Annotated in this window: 16 protein-coding genes; 9 read left to right on the top strand and 7 right to left on the bottom strand. The window is 56.7% G+C overall.

Annotation, left to right across the window (positions count from 1 at the left end; translation table 11 throughout):
- Positions 1–36 precede the first annotated feature (36 nt).
- Positions 37–1,002, bottom strand: coding sequence for a linear amide C-N hydrolase (locus AU11_RS11595; RefSeq protein ID WP_043319523.1), 966 nt, complete (start codon positions 1,000–1,002; stop codon positions 37–39).
- Between the two features lie 219 nt (positions 1,003–1,221).
- On the opposite strand from AU11_RS11595, the gene AU11_RS11590 reads away from it, so the two are divergent.
- The 4 genes from AU11_RS11590 (at position 1,222) to AU11_RS11575 (ending at position 3,811) form a co-directional block, all read left to right on the top strand.
- Positions 1,222–2,481: an RNA polymerase sigma factor gene (locus AU11_RS11590; RefSeq protein WP_197023827.1), complete on the top strand. Its 1,260-nt coding sequence runs from the start codon at positions 1,222–1,224 to the stop codon at positions 2,479–2,481.
- Positions 2,482–2,570: 89 nt separating this feature from the next.
- Complete coding sequence (locus AU11_RS11585) at positions 2,571–2,954, top strand: YciI family protein (protein ID WP_043319520.1); 384 nt, start codon at positions 2,571–2,573, stop codon at positions 2,952–2,954.
- A 36-nt stretch (positions 2,955–2,990) separates the two neighbouring features.
- On the top strand, positions 2,991–3,434 hold the full coding sequence (locus AU11_RS11580; RefSeq protein ID WP_043319519.1) for an SRPBCC family protein: 444 nt from the start codon (positions 2,991–2,993) through the stop codon (positions 3,432–3,434).
- Between the two features lie 26 nt (positions 3,435–3,460).
- Positions 3,461–3,811, top strand: a complete 351-nt coding sequence (locus AU11_RS11575) for a YciI family protein (protein WP_043319518.1) — start codon at positions 3,461–3,463, stop codon at positions 3,809–3,811.
- A 73-nt stretch (positions 3,812–3,884) separates the two neighbouring features.
- Here the strand turns inward: AU11_RS11575 and AU11_RS11570 are convergent, their stop codons facing one another.
- Entirely contained in the window at positions 3,885–4,715 is an 831-nt protein-coding gene (locus AU11_RS11570) for a hypothetical protein (RefSeq protein ID WP_043319517.1), read from the bottom strand.
- 211 nt (positions 4,716–4,926) lie between these two features.
- Between AU11_RS11570 and AU11_RS11565 the strand changes: the two genes are divergently transcribed.
- Entirely contained in the window at positions 4,927–6,543 is a 1,617-nt protein-coding gene (locus AU11_RS11565; RefSeq protein ID WP_043319516.1) for a DUF1254 domain-containing protein, read from the top strand.
- Positions 6,544–6,569: 26 nt separating this feature from the next.
- On the opposite strand, the gene AU11_RS11560 is transcribed toward AU11_RS11565, so the two are convergent.
- Positions 6,570–7,535, bottom strand: a complete 966-nt coding sequence (locus tag AU11_RS11560) for a YafY family protein (protein WP_043319515.1) — start codon at positions 7,533–7,535, stop codon at positions 6,570–6,572.
- A 108-nt stretch (positions 7,536–7,643) separates the two neighbouring features.
- Here AU11_RS11560 and AU11_RS11555 point away from each other — a divergent pair, with 108 nt between their 5' ends.
- Positions 7,644–8,267, top strand: coding sequence for a glutathione S-transferase family protein (locus AU11_RS11555; RefSeq protein ID WP_043319514.1), 624 nt, complete (start codon positions 7,644–7,646; stop codon positions 8,265–8,267).
- Entirely contained in the window at positions 8,264–8,668 is a 405-nt protein-coding gene (locus AU11_RS11550; RefSeq protein WP_043319513.1) for a GFA family protein, read from the top strand. The genes AU11_RS11555 and AU11_RS11550 overlap by 4 nt, the downstream gene beginning before the upstream one ends.
- Before the next feature lie 397 nt (positions 8,669–9,065).
- Here the strand turns inward: AU11_RS11550 and AU11_RS11545 are convergent, their stop codons facing one another.
- The 3 genes from AU11_RS11545 to AU11_RS11535 form a co-directional block, all read right to left on the bottom strand.
- Entirely contained in the window at positions 9,066–9,530 is a 465-nt protein-coding gene (locus tag AU11_RS11545) for a hypothetical protein (RefSeq protein WP_043319512.1), read from the bottom strand.
- Positions 9,531–9,687: 157 nt separating this feature from the next.
- The gene (locus tag AU11_RS11540; RefSeq protein ID WP_081848079.1) at positions 9,688–12,153 is read right to left on the bottom strand and encodes a GH36-type glycosyl hydrolase domain-containing protein; all 2,466 of its coding nucleotides are present in this window, start codon (positions 12,151–12,153) and stop codon (positions 9,688–9,690) included.
- A gap of 13 nt (positions 12,154–12,166) precedes the next feature.
- The gene (locus AU11_RS11535) at positions 12,167–13,639 is read right to left on the bottom strand and encodes a glycoside-pentoside-hexuronide (GPH):cation symporter (RefSeq protein WP_081848078.1); all 1,473 of its coding nucleotides are present in this window, start codon (positions 13,637–13,639) and stop codon (positions 12,167–12,169) included.
- Between the two features lie 485 nt (positions 13,640–14,124).
- Between AU11_RS11535 and AU11_RS11530 the strand changes: the two genes are divergently transcribed.
- The gene (locus AU11_RS11530) at positions 14,125–14,694 is read left to right on the top strand and encodes a hypothetical protein (protein ID WP_043319511.1); all 570 of its coding nucleotides are present in this window, start codon (positions 14,125–14,127) and stop codon (positions 14,692–14,694) included.
- Positions 14,695–15,344: 650 nt separating this feature from the next.
- Here the strand turns inward: AU11_RS11530 and AU11_RS18685 are convergent.
- Positions 15,345–15,452 carry a nuclease-related domain-containing protein gene (locus tag AU11_RS18685; protein WP_369797832.1) on the bottom strand — a complete coding sequence of 36 codons (108 nt, stop codon included), beginning with the start codon at positions 15,450–15,452 and terminating at the stop codon, positions 15,345–15,347.
- Positions 15,453–15,626: 174 nt separating this feature from the next.
- Between AU11_RS18685 and nhaA the strand changes: the two genes are divergently transcribed.
- Positions 15,627–16,967: a Na+/H+ antiporter NhaA gene (nhaA, locus tag AU11_RS11520; protein WP_043319508.1), complete on the top strand. Its 1,341-nt coding sequence runs from the start codon at positions 15,627–15,629 to the stop codon at positions 16,965–16,967.
- Positions 16,968–17,076: the final 109 nt, after the last annotated feature.

Below are 17,076 nucleotides of genomic sequence, written 5' to 3'. Positions count from 1 at the left end.
ATACCTCTGTGCGAAAAACAGGGTGCGAAAAACAGGTCAGGCGGATAAGAACTTGAATGCGGGGGTTTCGATAAACCGGTCGGTAACATCACCCACCAGGCCGTCCTGACTCAGGTCGAGTTTACGGCTCTTAGTTAAGTCCATTTTGTTCAATTGCACCCACACAATGTCTGGACTGAAAGAGGACTCGAAGGCATAAACCCCGCGCTGCAAGTCGATCAGTGTGCGCCAGATCGTCATGGAAATGTTCGGGCGCGCCGGGTCTGGAACACCAAATGGTTGCGCGGCATTGCGCATTACGCTCAACAGCGCCGCGTAGGCCCGTTTGGGAGTGTCCGCTGGCGGCAACTTGGAGAGGTAATAGCTCGCCCGCACAAACCGGTCTGCGGCCTCAGTGGTTCCGGGTAACGGGAGATTACCACCGAACCCTTGGTACTGTTTGATGTGCTCCAACTGTTGCGCAAAGGGAGGGGAATTCGTCATCACGGTGAAGCTGCGATCGTGATGGATCTGGGTCTCACCATTGATGATTTCGATAACCGCAGAGTCACCGCTTGCGTCGCTGAGTGCCAGGTGCACCGTTGACCAGCGCCCGGATACCGGGTCACCCTGAGGGCGAACCTGGATGGGGTGTTTGCGGGTGTACTCGACACAGGCAGCGACACTGTCAAACTGGTCCAGATAAAACTGCGCCCAGAGTGACACCGATAAGCCGAGCTGGGATGTGTCGCGCTCACCGTAATCCGATTCCGCAAGCCACAGAATATGCGCCGCGAGCCCTTTTTCGTTCAAGCCATCGGCGGAGGCCAGGTCATAGGCGGTGGCTACAAGGCTGGCGTAGGTGGAGGTCCACTTGAGTGGATTACTGTCGTTTTCAATGCCGGTTCGCTCGGCGCCCGCAGGCAATATCCAGAGATTGGTGCCGAGGCTCTGTGCCCAGTCCATATTGCGCCCGGCAATGGGGCCTTGCCCGCTGTCCAGCCAGAGAGTTCTTGTGCACATAGTATCTACTCAAATAAATTCAAAGAGTTCGCAGAATTGAATTCAGAGGGAACAGGTATAGAGTGAAAATCTCGGTTTGGCAGTCCATTTTTAGACAGGAGTCGAACTTTCATCCTGCGGAAGTCTAGTGAGAGAACTTTTCGATCAGTAGGGCACCGGGACTGATATGCTCCCTGCACAATAATTCACTCGCAGAATGAAATGGTTACGAGCGTACCAATGATGGACAGTTTCAGCGCGCGCATTCAGGAAATTTATCAGCAGGAGTCCCGGCGGGTTCTCGCCACCCTGATACGACTACTTGGCAGCTTTGAACTGGCGGAAGAGGCGCTGCACGATGCCTTTGCCGCAGCGATGAATCAGTGGCCGGGGGAAGGTGTGCCGGATAACCCCCGTGCCTGGTTGGTCTCCGCCGGTCGCTTCAAGGCCATCGATCAATTGCGCCGCAAGGCGCGCTTCGATGTGTCCCTTGAAGAAGTCGCCGACCGGCTTGAAGCGGAACTGGCCTGTGAAGATGCGGCACCACAGGAGATTGAAGACGATCGCCTGCGGCTGATTTTTACCTGTTGTCACCCCGGTCTCGCGCCGGAAGCGCAACTGGCGCTGACCCTGCGCGAGGTGTGCGGCCTTACAACCGAGGAGATCGCCAGTGCTTTCCTCACCTCAACCCCAACCCTTGCCCAGCGCATCGTGCGCGCCAAAGCGAAAATTCGCGATGCCAATATTCCCTATGCGGTTCCGGAAGGCCAGGAGCTGCAGGAGCGGCTCGCCAGTGTGCTGCATGCGATTTACCTGATTTTCAATGAGGGCTATTCGGCTTCAGCGGGCGAAAGACTGATCCGTCAGGACCTGTGTGGCGAGGCCATCCGTCTGGCACGTCTTTTGTGTCAGCTGCTGCCGGAGCCGGAAGCCCGGGGGCTGCTGGCGTTGCTACTGCTTCAGGATGCACGTCGCAGTGCGCGGGTATCGGCGGACGGTAATCTGGTCCTGCTGGAAGATCAGGATCGCAGCCTGTGGAACCGGGAACAGATTCAAGAGGGAAGCAATCTGGTATTGCAGGCGCTCGCCAGCCGCCGCTTCGGCCCATATACCCTGCAGGCCGCCATTGCGGCGGTGCACTCGGACGCGGACAGCACGGAAACAACCGACTGGCCCCAGATTGTCGGCCTCTACGAGGCCTTACTGGGGCAAAGCCCCTCTCCGGTGATTGAGCTCAACCGCGCGGTGGCGGTAGCAATGCGCGATGGACCGGAGCGGGGATTGGCTTTGATTGACCACCTGCTCGCCGAGGGGCCGCTCAGTGACTACCACCTCGCCCACGCAGCGCGGGCTGACCTGCTCCGCCGTCTCGGTCAGAACAAACAGGCTCATGCCGCCTACAGGCGCGCTCTGGCGTTGTCGCAGCAGGGGCCGGAACAGCGTTTTCTGTTACGCCGACTGCATGAAATCGAGACCAGGTTGGCGACCGAAAAAAAATAAAAAATTTTTTCTTTATCTGTCGAATTCCCTTTCCCCCATTCGACTAACTCGTGAAACAGCCTCAATTGCTGTCACCTAAGGAGATCAAGATGAAGTACCTGGCACTGGTTTACTACGACGAAAAACTGATGGCGCAGAAAACCCAGCAGGAGTGGGATGCACTGAATCAGGAGTGTATTGCCTGTGTGGAAGGCCTGAGTGAAAGCGGTCACTTCATCACTGGAAGCCCGCTGATGCCCACCAGTGCTGCGACCACGGTACGTGTGCGGGACAAGCGCGTCACCGTGACCGACGGCCCGTTCGCGGAAACCAAGGAACAGCTGGCCGGCTTCTACATGCTGGAAGCGAAGGATCTCAACGAAGCCATTGCCCTGGCTGGAAAAATACCGCCGGCCCGTTACGGATCCATTGAGGTTCGCCCGGCGCGGGAGCTGGTGGCAGAGGGCAATCAGGCGGGCGGAGACGCCGGTTGAGACACTGAATCAACAGAAAATGCAGGGAGTAAACACATGCCTGGCACTGTAAAGCTGCATCGCGTACTGCGTGCACCCGCGGAGCGCGTCTATCGCGCATTTATCAACCCCCACGCCATGGCGAAATGGTCGCCGCCGGATGGCTTCTATGGCGTCTATGACGATCTGGAGGCCAGAGTAGGCGGTACCTACAAGGCTAAGTTCGTCAATTTCACTACTGGCGAGGAGCACGCTTTTGGTGGGGAGTATGTCGAGCTGGTAGAAAATGAACGTATCCGTTACACCGATCGCTTTGACGATCCTAATATGCCGGGTGAAATGTCCATGACGGTCACCTTGACACCCGTATCCTGTGGGACAGAGCTGACACTTCTACAGGAAGGTATACCGGATGTGATTCCGGTGGAAATGTGCCACCTCGGGTGGCAGGAATCGCTGGCCGCACTGGCGCGCCTTGTCGAGCCGGAAATCAATCAGTAACCAGTCTGTAAAGAAAAGGAATCGTCATGAAACACTATCTCGCCATGTATCTGGGCGCCCCCAAATCCATGAAAGGTTGGGAGCATCTTTCAGAACAACAGCGCGAACAGCGCATGCAGGAAGGTATGGCCGCCTGGGGCGGCTGGATGGAAAAGCACAGCGACATTCTTGTCGCCGCCGGCGGCCCGCTGGGGAAAACCAAGCGGATCGATCCCGAGGGTATCAGCGATACCAGTAACGACATGACCGGGTACGTGATTATCAAGGCCGAGACGCACGACGAGGCGGCGAAGCTGTTTGAGAACCACCCGCACTTCAGCATTTTCCCCGGCGATTGTGTGGAGGTCATGGAGTGCATGCCGATGCCAACGAAGTAATTCCTGATGAAATTGGTCTGGTAACTGGCGCGGGGTATAGCGTGATCCTTATCACGCTCCTGTGCCGAAGCCCCTATAAACCGAACAGGGTTTTTATTTCGCCATCCTCGGTCGATGAGTAGCCCATATCCTTCAGGGTTTTCTGTATTGCCCGCCAGATATACGGGTTGTTTTTCTCACTGCGCTGCTCCGCCTCGGGCCAGTTGGCGCGTTTAATACCGCGCTCTCTGGCTGCCACTTCGTCCATTTCCCGCAGCGTCTCCAGCAGGTGCCGGATAAAGGTTTTGCCGTGGGTGCCGTTATCCGCCCGTAGAATCAGCTCGTTCCAGAACTGGCTGGCATCGTAGGTTTTCTCGAACAGTGCCTCGCGCTGACCGCGACTTGCCGGCAGGAACCCTCCCTTACCCACACGCCCGCTCTGGATATTTTCGGACCAGCGCGCAGTACCTTCCGTGTACCAGCGGTTTTTAAAATAGGTGTAGCCATTCTGATAGATATGAAACAGCTCGTGTTCCGGGGTCTTGTTGCCCCAGTTGAGTGAATTAGATAGGTCAATCAGAAGTACGGGAACCGATTTCTGATGGGAAATACTGCGATCTAGTTTTGGCGTACCGTCGTAAGCGATGCCATTTCTGGGAATGTTCAGCAGGTTCACATCAATATAGTGCGCGTGACCCTTATAGCGCTCCCCGTCCAACGGTGAGGTCAGGCCCACTTCGTCGCGATAGAAGCGATCTGTCTGCAGGAAGCGCCGCCCCAGCTGGTCCACGTACTCCGGTATTCCGTCGTTATCATCATCTGCGCGGCGCGCAGGAGGGAGCGCGTCTTCCCCCGACAGGGAGTAGAAGATACGAAAGCGGTCGTAAACCGCCACTTGCTCCAGGTTTTCTCTGCGTTCAGCCAATGTCGTACCGCTAACAATGTCTGAGAAGATACAAATAACTACAAAGAGTACAGTTTTCACGCTCACCGTCGCTCAATTGGCTGTTGTAACGTCAATTTTAGTAAAAAAGAAGTAGGCGCCGTTCTCTGGCAGCCTGCTGAGCGGCAACTATCTTTTTAGCGACCCCAAAATCTGTCTCGCAACTCCTGCCCTCAACGCCGAAGGTATTCCCATGCAGAACTTGATCAAGTCTCTGGCGGTAGTGTGTGCGTCCACGCTACTGGTTGGCCCAGATCTCCTCCTAGCGCAGTCCGAAAGTGATATTCCAGCGTCCATAACAACGCCCGAGAAGGTGGAAACCCACCTGGGCACCCTGGAATTTGAGGACGGTATGCCAACGGAGGAAACCGTTGGCAAGATATATGACCATCTGGACCTCCATCATGCCTTCCGTACCTTCACCGAGTCTTTGCGCGGCGTGAGTATCCACGCCTTGCGCAAGGGGCTGGAAGATGTCGGGGTAAAGGACAACGAGGTCATCATCTTTTCCGAGTTGATGGATGCCAATTCCCTTTTTCTTACTGCCAATGCCGACACCATCTACCTGATTGGCGGGCTTGATTTGACCAAGGGTCCAATGGTGATCGAGGTGCCACCGGGTGTTCTCGGTACCGTACAGGACGCCTGGTTCCGCTGGGTCATCGATATGGGATTGCCGGGGCCGGATCGAGGCCGGGGCGGGCGTTATCTTATCGTGCCGCCGGACTACGAGGGCGCCCTGCCGGAGGGGGAATACAATGTGGCGCACTCTAAAACCCATTACGGTGTCTGGTTTGCCCGCGCCTTTCTGGAAAACAATGACCCGAAACCGGCGGTGGAGCGCATCCGAAAATTTACCAAAATCTACCCCTACCAGCCCGGCGGTCTCGGCACACCGATCGCGGAGTTCCTCGACGGCAAGTCAAAGCTCGCGAAGCTGGAAGCGGTGCCGGAGACGGTATTTCATGAGGGCAGCGGCAAGGTGATGAACACCATCCCACCCAACGACTGGCGCTTCTATGAAATGTTGAACGAAGTGGTGCAGCAGGAACCTGCGACCGCGCTTGATCCCGAGCTTATGGGACCCATTGCTGCGATTGGTATTGTCAAAGGCAAACCTTTCAAACCCGATGCGCGTATGAAGAAAATTCTCACCGATGCATTGCAGCTCGCCAATGCCACCGCCCGCAGCGTTTTTATGAGCCCCCGGGATCGCAGCTGGTACTACTACGAGGGAAGCAACTGGCAGAACATGCTGTTCGATACCGGCTATCAGTTTGAGACCCCGATTCCGGAAATTACCAAAGAAGGCGTCAAGCCATTCCCTGCCACCGGTTACCGCAAGCTGGACGCGAGAACCGCATTTTTCTACGGGGTAACCGGCATCACCCCGGCCATGGCCATGCGGCTTACCGGTATCGGATCCACCTATTTATGGACGATGGTTGATGCGGACAAAAATTACTTCGATGGTGCCAGGACCTACAAGGTGACCTTGCCGAAAGGCGTTCCAGCGGAGCGCTTCTGGTCATTTACCCTGTACGACACCCAGACTCGTTCGATGCTGAAAACGCCGCAGCGGTATCCCCGCGCCGGCAGCCAGAGTTATCCCTCTCCCGCAGCGGAACCCGGAACCGCAGGCTCCACAACAATATTCTTCGGCCCGGAGCAGCCTGCAGGGGTGGCACGGGGAAACTGGATACAGACCATTCCGGGCAAGAGCTACTTCCCGGTACTGCGCCTGTACAGCCCTCTGCAGCCGTTCTTCGATAAAAGTTGGCGGCCCACGGAAGTGGAACTGGTTAAATAAAAATGGTGTTTTGAGGGGTATCGGGTTCACTCCGCCGCCAGGGCCATCAGCCGTTCGGCCTGACGGCGGAGCTCCGCTTTGAGATTGGGCGGTGAGAGGATTTCGAAGCTGCAGGGCAACTGCATCAGCTGTGAGGAAAACCAGCCTAGGCAGCCCGTATGTGCCCGCCAGTGTACGGCGTTCCCCTGAGGTGTCAGTAGCCCCTCCTCGTGACCAAGCATGGCGCTGGCAGTGGCCAGGTTGGTGTGCAGTAGCAGTTCCACTTCCACGGCGGAATCCATCTGTGAGAAGCTCTGGTTGAGGTAGGACGCCGCATCAAAATCCCGCGGGCGTTCGAACGGGATATGCAGGCGCTGCAGCGCGCTCATACGGTCGAGGCGAAAGGTGCGCAATTCACCGCGCAGATGGCACTGGCCCACCGCGTACCAGCGGCCGCGGCGAAACACCAGGCCGTAGGAATCAAACTCCCGCCGCAAGGTGATCTCGGTGCCGGCTGCCTTGTCAGTGATGCTGGTGTACTCGAACACCGTGCGGCAGCGCTCCTGAGTGGCGGATGCCAGGGTAGCGAGAACCGAGCTGGCCGGTGCCGGGGAAGGTACAAAATCCAGGGTGATATTTTCATCCAGCGCGCGCAATTGTTGTTTCAGTTTCTGTGGCATCACCCGTTCGAGCTTGGCCTGGGCACTGGCCACCGCTGAGCCCATATCCCCCAGGTTCAGGCTGCGTGCCGCCAGCAGACCAAGGGAGATCGCCAGGGTCTCTTCATTGGTGAACATCATCGGCGGCAGTTTATAACCGGAGACCAGCCGATAGCCGCCGTAGCGCCCGCGCTCGCTGGTCAGCGGGATACCAATTTCCTCAAGGGTATTGATATAGCGCCGCAGGGTGCGCCCATCCACACCCAGCTTGCCGGCGAGTTCACTGCCCGTGGCGTTACCGTGCGACTGCAGCAGTTCCAGCAATGCCAGCACCCTTGTCGTTGGATTCGGCATCAATTGCATCCCGCTTGATTTTAATAGGGCGGAATATAGCCTAATTGCCCTTTACAGTCCTTTCAGGTTTTCAACAGACATCGACAACGGAACAACGGGAGATCCCCCATGACCAACGAAGTATTGCTCTACACCAACCCTCAATCCCGCGGGCGTACCGCGCGCTGGATGCTGGAAGAGCTGAATGTGCCTTACCAGGTGGAAGTGTTGGAGTACGAGAGCAGTATGAAAGCGCCCGCGTATCGGAAACTGAACCCCATGGGGAAAGTGCCGGCGATCGTGCATCAGGGCCAGGTGGTGACCGAGTGCTCCGCCATCTGCGCCTACCTCGCAGAGGCGTTTCCAGAGGCCGGGCTGGCCCCCACGCCGGAAGAGCGTGCCAGTTACTACCGCTGGTTGTTCTTCACTGCGGGGCCACTGGAAGCCGCAATCACCGACAGCAAGATACTGGGTATCGAGGTTGACGCCGAAAAGCAGCGCATGGTGGGTTACGGAAGCTATGCCGCAGTGCTGGATACACTGTCCAGCTGGTTTACGGAGCACACCTATGTCACCGGTGAACGCTTTACCGCCGCTGATGTCTATGTGGGTTCCCAGATCGCCTGGGGAGTACAGTTCGGCACCATCGAAAAACGTATCGAATTTATTGATTACGCAAAACGGGTCACCGGCCGCGATACCTACAAGCGCGCCAATGCCAAGGACGATGCACTCGCGGAGGCTGTCCAGTGAAAAAAACCTACAAAGGCAGCTGCCACTGCGGCGCGGTGGCGTTCGAAGCGGATATCGATCTGGCGGCGGGCACCGGCAAGTGCAACTGCTCCATCTGCACCAAAACCCGCGAGTGGGGGGCCATTATCAAACCAGCAGAGTTCCGCCTGCTGAAAGGCAGGGAGGCGCTGAGCGACTATCAGTTCGGCACCCTGCAGGCCCACCATCCATTCTGCAAACACTGCGGCGTGCGCAGCTTCGGCAATGGCGATGTGGAGGAGCTGGGTGGGGAGTTTGTCTCCGTCTATCTGTCGGCGCTGGACAACGTCACCCCAGAGGAGCTGCTCGAAGCGCCGGTGCAGTACTTCGACGGGCGCAATGACAACTGGATGAACGTGCCGGAAGAAACCCGGCACCTGTAAATTATTGGGCGGCCCGGGCCGCCCGACTCACATACGGTGCGTGGGCAGAGATTGCCTACTGTACTGCCGCCGGGTCCATCCACATGATTTCCCAGATATGCCCATCAAGATCCCGGAAGGCGCGGCCGTACATAAAGCCGTGATCCTGAGGTTCCCGATAGATGATGGGAAATCGACAGGTGGCGGCGAAATGATTGATGAGTTTTTGCGCTAATACTCTTCTGTGGGCTGTGTTGACCCCAGGGGGTTTTTCGCAAACCAGGACATAATCTGGGGCATATGCTGCTCAAAGCTACCCTTGGGAGCGTCTATCCATTCATCGCCCACCAGAAAACTCATGGTTCCTTCGAGATGACTTGATCAGAAGTTCCTTGGCACCTGACTTTTACGCTTCCGATTAAGCGGTAATCAATTCGGATTCCGGGGCATCTTTCGCCAGTTCGAAATTCCACTCTTTACGCGCGGCGTTGATGATTACGCCGATCACGAAGCGAATGGCGATGTATTCGGCCGCCTCTGGAATATAGGGGATTTCGATTTTCTTGTTGGCAAGAACCGACAGGCGGTTGATCAGGCGTGAGGCTTCGCTTTCGGTAATACCTTTGTCCAGACTTCTTACCAGGTCGTAAATCTCGTTGGGAAGATTGTCGTAGAGGAATGTATCTACTTTCAGAACAACCTTGATCAGGATTTTCTCTTCGGCAGTTTCCCACACGAGTGGAATATCCACCTTGTCATTCAGCCTTACAGCCAGCTCCCTGATTTCCTCTTCAGTCATTTTCTGTCGCTTCTCGGGCGGTGCAAAGTAATCGTCGAGAAGTTCTTTGAATTGAGTTTCGGTAAGTTCATTTATTGTCTTCATGGTGTGAATCCCGGTTTCTGAATTGAATATCTGATGTGTGCGTGACAGGAGAGAATTGAATTCTGCACAGAGAGTGTGACAAACAAATAAAGAAGCAGGCGTGTATGGCCGTCCAGCCGCCGCAGCGCCGCCTGACAGTGGCGCTGAAGCAGGTTCTTCAGGCGAGGTGGGGATTTTGTGTCGTGTTCGCGTCTTCCAGACTTTCTGCCAGTTGGGAGATATCCCCTGGCGGCAATAATACGCGCAAGTGGTAAACGCGCCCGGCCTCAACCGGGCTGATCAAGGGCTCCGCAAGCTGTTCGCCATCGGCGTACACCTGCAGCTCATCGCCGTGGACCCGACGCTCAAACTGAACATCAAACACCGCGCTCCGGAAACGGCGCTGCACCCGTGCCTGCGGCCAGTGGGAGGGTAGCTGCGGAGAAATGCGCAGGCCCTCGCCTTCACCTTTCAAGCCGAACAGCTCTTCGATAAGACAGCGGTAGATCCAGGCCGCGGTACCGGTATGCAGTAGCTGGCTGGAACGGCCGGCGTGTGCGGGGTACTGGTGCCATGCGCCGCGATAGTAATTGGGGATAAATACCGGTAGTTGTCCGCGCTGTACCAGATCCTCACGATCCGGGCCGGGAAGCATCTGCCGCAGCAAGCGCCAGGCCCGGTCACTCTCGCCGATGGTAAAGAGGCTATAGATATAAAACGCCGCCGCGTGGTTATACACAGAGCCATTTTCTGCCGAGCCGGGAAATTTCTGGGTAACACGGCCAACATCCTCGCGCATCCCCGTGTAAGCGGGAGCCAGCATCATCGGCCCAAAAGGCGTTGCCAGTTGCTGTTCCACCGCACGCAGCAGTCGCTTGCGCTGATTGTCATCGGCGGCACCGCTCAGCAGTGCCCAGCTCTGAGGATTGAGGAAGATACTTCCCTCCTGATCCTCGCTCACTCCGAAAACCTTGCCGTCATCGGTAATGCCGCGGGCGAACCAGTCGCCATCCCACAGGTGGCGATTGACCGCGCTGTTGAGCTCCGTGGCAACGCGGGCATATTTTTCCGCGGGCTCCAACTGTTTCTGCTGCCGGCAGATTTCCGCCCAGAGTTTCAGTGCATAGGCGGTGGCGAGGGAAAGCCAGCCGGATACGCCGCGCCCCCGGTAGCCCACCATATTCATCGGGTCACACCAATCCCCCTGACCGATATAACTGAGGCCTCGTTCGTCGCGGGCCGCTGCCAGCCAGTCCATGGCGCAGCTCACGCAGTGGAATACGCTTCGCTCATCACCTTCCATTTCACCTGCACTTTCGGTGATCACCCGCTCGTCGAGCAGTGTGTAATCGCCGGTTTCAGCGAGATACCCGTGCAGAAAAATCGACAGCCACACACAGTGATCCGTATGGGGGACCTGATTAATATATTTCAGCTCGGCGTCCGGGCTGAGCAGAATACCGTCGGGCAGGGAGCCATCCGGCTTCTGCTGACTGAGAGTACGCAACAGCGCGGCACGAGCCGTCTGTGGCCGGATATAGGCCATGCCCAGCTGATCCTGCAGGTAGTTGCGGGTTTGCGGGTCTGTGGTCAGGCGGTTGACGTCCCCGTGATAGAACACCTGCCGCGGCAGCCAGTGGTTGGCAAATGTATCCAGTGCCCGATCCGGGGTTTCGATCTGTAGACCACCGCGCCCTTGCGCCAAATAAACCTGATATTCGTGGGCGGCAGCGGCGAATCCGGTGGCGGACAGGTAGCGTTCGCGCAGCGCGGAAATTTCCTCGTCGTCCCGGGCCGGGCCGAACAGAAAGCGCAGAGTGCGCTCCTCCCCCGGAGCCAGTTGCATTTGGTATTGCAGCGCCGCCGTCGGCACGTGATAGCGGGCATCGCCGCAACCCAGCAACTGTTGACTTACCCCATCGGGGTTGTGCAGGCCACCCTCGCCCTCAAACACGGACTGGGCGGCCTCCCAGGCGTCCGGCGTAGTTTCATGCAGCAGGAAAGTTTTGTCTTTCAGATGGCGATTTTTGAAGTAATCGTCCACCTTCTGGTAGGGCGTGATACTGGAGCAGACGATACCGCCCAGGTCCGCGCGATATTCGCCGGACTGATTCATCCAGCTCATATAACCCACAGGAAAATAGGGGTAAGCGGAAATCCGTCGCGGCCTGGGGCCGTCATTGCGCAGGGTGCATTCCCACAATTCCACAGCGTCGTCCACAGGCAGGCGCAGCGTCATGGTCACGTCCACGCCGGCGTGATGCAGACGCCAGTTGATGTCACCACTGCCGACGGAAAAGCAGAACTGATCTGCGCTGGTGCGCACTGGCTCGTAAGGAGCGGAAAACAGCGCACCACTATCCTCGTCCTTTACATACAGAAACCGCCCCGGGTGGTGCGCATAGAACGGCTGCTCCGGCTGCATAAAGGTTTTGGCTTCGAGATTGGGAGCATGAGCGTAGGCGGCGGGCTCGGGTTGCATATGGCGCGCCACCACAAAGCCCCGGCAGTTTACCTGTACCAGCATGCGCCGGTTCCACAGAAAGGCGCTGGCTGTGGGCATGGCCGTGGGGCTTGTCAGCTCACAGCGTGCGCCATCTTCGCTATTGGCTACCAGCGGGGAATTACCGGTGGCGTTTTTCATACGGAAACTATCCTCACGATGTTGCGGTGCCCATGGATGGATTTTCCGGGGGCGGATTTTTTCCAGACGCTTGGGGGAATTCTTCTGTATCTGGCTGCGCGGTTGCGGTCCGCCTGCCCAGTTCCTGCTGAATACGCGCCAGGCGTGCATTGTCCAATGGATAGAAACTTGCCACTGCGGCTGCGAGCAGCGCGAAGACACCGGGTATGACCGTTTGCAGCAGGGCGATACCGGCTTGTGAGGCACCGCTCTGCGCCTCCCGTGCCACATAACCGATGGCCGCCAATACCCACAGCATCAATGCAGAGCCCATGGCTCCGCCCAATTTCATGGAGAAGGTGGCAGCGGAAAACGTCATCGCGGTGGCGCGGCGCCCGCTGCGCCACTCGGTGTAATCGGCGCAGTCGGCAAACATCGACCACGCCAGGGGAGATTTTGGCCCCAGCGCCAGGCTGATCAGAATGTTGAGGGTAAACATCAGCCACACCGCATCTTTCGGAACAAAATAAAAGGCCAGGGACAGTGTGCCGACCACCGCCATCAGAATCACGATCAAGCGGGCCTTGTCCACATAGCGGGTCAGCAGCGGCGTGATCGCCGCGCCGGCGGCCAGAGCAAGCGCCTGCACCGCCAGGTAGTTGGAAATCAGCTCCGGGCGCTCCACGTAGTACATCAGGTAGTAATAACTGGAACCGCCGCGCAGGGTAATGGTCAGCATGATGACCATCTGCAGCCCCACCAGAATCAGCCAGGGGCGATTGCGCAGGAGATCCTTTATGTCGTCCAGGGGTTTGGTTTTTTGTAATACCGGTGGCTCGATACGCTCGCGGGTAGCGAAAAAAGTCACTGTGAATATCACGCAAGCCAGGGCGCCGTACACCGTCATGGTGAGCTGCCAGCCAAGCTGCTCATCTCCCCGCCCCAACCATTCCACCAACGGCAAGGTGTATTTATTGACACAGGTCATACCGATAAAAGCGGCGATAAATCGCCAGCTGATCAAGGTGTTGCGCTCCTGCGCATGCGCGGTCATCACCCCGGAGAGCGATGCGTAGGGTGTGCTCAGCACGGTGTACCCCAACATCATCGCGCTGTAGGTGATAAAAGCGTAAATAATCTTGCCGGTTTCATTCAGATCCGGGGTGGTGAAGGTAAGCACCGAGGCCGCGGCCATGGGTAGGCCGGCAAACAGCAGGTAAGGGCGAAACTTTCCCCAGCGGGTACGGGTGCGATCTGCGATAGCCCCCATCAGCGGGTCTGTCACCGCATCAATAAGTTTGGTAACCAGCAGCAGGGTGCCGGCGATGGCCGCCGGCAGTCCAAAAACATCGGTATAGAAAACCGCAAGAAAAGAGGCAATACAGGTCCAGTAAAGATTGAAACCGAAATCACCGAGAGCGAAGCCGGCTTTCTCGCCCATCCCGAGCCGCGCGAGGCGAGGGTTAGGGTATTCGATCTGGGAGTTCTGTGAGTCAGGCGAAGGCATGGTTCGCTCCACTTTTATTGTTGTTATTGGGCAGTCAATTGGCGCTTCTACAGAGACATATTGATACCGTCGACAAGGGGTGCCAGGTTCAGTGGCGGAGACCGGTTATTATTTCGAGCGCTGATATTGAGTAGGCGTATCAGGTGGTCAAAAAGAACCGCTAGTCCGGAAAAAATGGCGGGAATTACATCTTCAGGGGCTGCCCAAGGCAAGTAGAGGGTCAGAGTGCGATGGCCAATACTGGCGGCTTGCGTTTCGTCGCCGGCACTTGACGCTGAAATGCGATGTAGAGCCGGGGGAGGTGTCATTGTCGATCTGCAAGAATTAAATCTGGCAGATAAAACATTCAAATCTTGCAAATAAGCCGTGGTTCTTCACGGAAAATTTAATTTCAAGCTGCTATATGCTTTTGTGCGCGTTCTCTCGGTGATAGATTCTCCCTCCGACTTTTATGGACATAACTTTTTCAGTCAAGGATTGGCATCATGATATATCTCTATTACCCATTTGATGACGGCACTGGCGTCGATACTTTAAAGAATCTCGTTCGTGGCGTCGGTCACAGAATGGTGCCCGCAGATGGCGACATACGGTCACCGGCGATTGGTGAGCTGTTTTGCGATAATGGCTCCTGCCCCGCCACATTGAATGCTGCGGGTGACGATGATGAAATCTATATTATTGGTCACTCATACAAAAGCTTTAAGGTACTGGGTGATGCCAATAAAGGGGTAATTGACCAATCGGAGATAGTTGATCGACTGAGAAGGTGTGGACTTCGGAAGGTAGCCAAATGCCGGATCAATGTTTACGCCTGCTATTCGGGAAGAACGGCTGATAACCAGCGTAGTCTCGCATCTTATATCGCCACATCCTTGCGGACCGAAGGGTATGCCTGCTGGGAAAATGTATATGGCTACACGAAAAAAGTATTGAATAAGACAAAGATGGTTGACGGAAACTTCGAGATCCACGTTGAAAGCGACAGAAATACATGGTCTCCATTAGCGTGGTTTCCATTTGTCTTTGTCGAGGCCCGGCCTCATATTGATTAACGCTCTCGATAACACTGTTTTCGAAGCGCGGCGGTGACCATTTTAATACGCGGCTCTGGCTCTGGCTCTGGCTCTGGATCCGGGGTAGGGCGGCAAAGCTGCGGAACACCATTTCCGCCATAGGAGTTTGCATCCAGTTCAAGGTTCAGTGAAGAACCCAGGTTACTGCCGATGCCCACACCTCCAGCCAGACCGCCGCTGTTCCTGCCCCCCAGAAAGCCCCGCCCTTGAATAGCAGACAGATATCGCCGGATGTGCGATAAGTGGCAAATAAACCACCAAAGGTCCCCACGGTATCTCTGGTGAATTTACCATGGACACCCTAGCCGAAGTCTTCTAGAAATTAACTGGACCGAAGCTCCATGCGCGCGGTTTTTAGTTGTGTCCCGGACTAAGGAGCCAGGTTTTCTCTCAGTGTGGTCATGAAATTCTTGTCTGAATTGTCGCGAAGCCGAAAAATCTTCAGGACTGGAGACAAGTAATTAAATGCATTTGGAAATGTCTGTCTGCATTGTGAATAGTATCCGGTGGTACATCAAGCAGTGTCTCAAGTGCTTCCATATTTTGTAGTCCGCCTGAGCGGGTTCTGGAATCTGAGTGATTTCTTGTAGGCCTTCAGGGGCGACTGTCTGGTGTTCGCCGCCAAACATTCAGCCCTGCATGTTCTCAGTTTCTACCACGAAAACCCCGAATCGCGATACGAAGATATGGTCTATGTTTCTGATATTCATATTCTGAAAGGCAGTGTCCCAAAGAATCGAAGTGTCTTATATCAGGGGTCGCCCCGGTATAGGCCTCGATCCGCCAATGGCGGCCGCGTGTTACTGGCGAGCCCATATTCGCCCGACTAAGATCCATGGGCGCAGAAGCTGATTGCCAAGGTGGATGCGCGCGTCCCCCAATGCCACAAACGTCGAGCTCACCAGCAGCGAATGACTACAGAGCAGCAAGAAGCACCAGAAACCACGCAATTGCCCCGGGAACTCGTTCATCGGCTGAAGCAACCCTTTGTGCGCTTCCTGCACATCGAATCCGCCGCTGGCGCGATGCTCCTGCTGTTTACCATTGCCGCCCTGGTTCTATCCAATTCACCCTGGGCCAATGCCTTCGAACATATCTGGGAGACATCGATCGGTCTCAAGATCGGTACGCTGGAGTTTGCGCGCGCGCTGCGGGAGTGGATAAACGATGGCCTGATGACACTGTTTTTCTTTGTGGTCGCACTGGAGCTCAAGCGCGAGCTGGTGCTTGGCGAACTCCACAACCCGCGCATGGCGGCGCTATCCATATCCGCCGCCCTCGGCGGTATGCTCGCGCCGGCGTTGATCTACCTGGCGCTGCAATCTGGTCAACCCGGCGAGCCGGGGTGGGGCACCGTTATGGCGACGGACACGGCGTTTGTCATCGGCTGTCTGGCACTACTCGGCTCACGCATACCGCTAAGCTTGCGCGTCTTTATGCTGTCACTGGCGATCGTTGACGACATCGGCGCCATCCTTGTGGTGGCCATTGGCTACAGTGGCGACCTTGTGTGGGGCTTCCTGGCGCTGGCCGTACTGGGCCTGATCATCATTCGCGCCATGGCAATGCTCGGTTTCCGCGGTTTTCCGCTGTATTTCGTGATGGGCGGGCTCACCTGGCTTGCGGTGGATGCCTCTGGCATTCACGCCACCGTCACCGGCGTGATACTGGGTTTGATGACTCCCGCGCGCCGCTGGGTGAGTGCCGAGCGCCTGTACGCGATACTGGGCCAGGTAGTGGCGCACCCAGGCATTACCCAGAGCAGTGCCGATACCGCCGATCGACACACGCTGCAAGCGGCAGAAGTTGCCGCGCGAGAAACCCTATCGCCACTGGAGCGGCTGGAGATGTGGCTGCACCCCTGGGTGGGCTTTTTCATCATGCCCCTGTTCGCCCTTGCCAATGCCGGGCTGACACTCAACTTCAGCGACTTTGGCAGTTCGGTCACGCTGGCCATTGTCGCCGGTTTTGTAATTGGCAAGCCGCTGGGAATCCTGCTGTTTAGCTGGCTGGCTTTGCGCACACGCATAGCGACCCGCCCCCCGGATCTCAGCTGGCAGTTAATGGTCGGTGGCAGTTTTCTCGCCGGCATTGGCTTCACCATGGCGCTGTTCATCGCCAATATGGCGTTCGATAAAACCCTGATCGACAGCGCCAAGCTGGGGATCGTCATCGCGTCCCTTTGTTCTGCAGCGGTCGGTCTCACCGTGTTGATGTGCTTGCCTGCCCGCGCGGTGGCGAAGGATCAATAACCGCGCAACCTCACCAATCTTGCCAACCCCGCGAGCAGCTCGGCATCAGCGCCAAGCGCTACCAGGCCATCCTGTTCGCCGGCTTCAGCAACGCGGAAGAAAAAGCGGT

It is taken from the genome of Microbulbifer sp. HZ11 (genome assembly GCF_000708675.1).
In the GTDB taxonomy this organism is placed as follows: domain Bacteria; phylum Pseudomonadota; class Gammaproteobacteria; order Pseudomonadales; family Cellvibrionaceae; genus Microbulbifer.
Note: the sequence above shows the minus strand (reverse complement) of the source record. Positions and strands in the feature narration are given on the sequence as shown.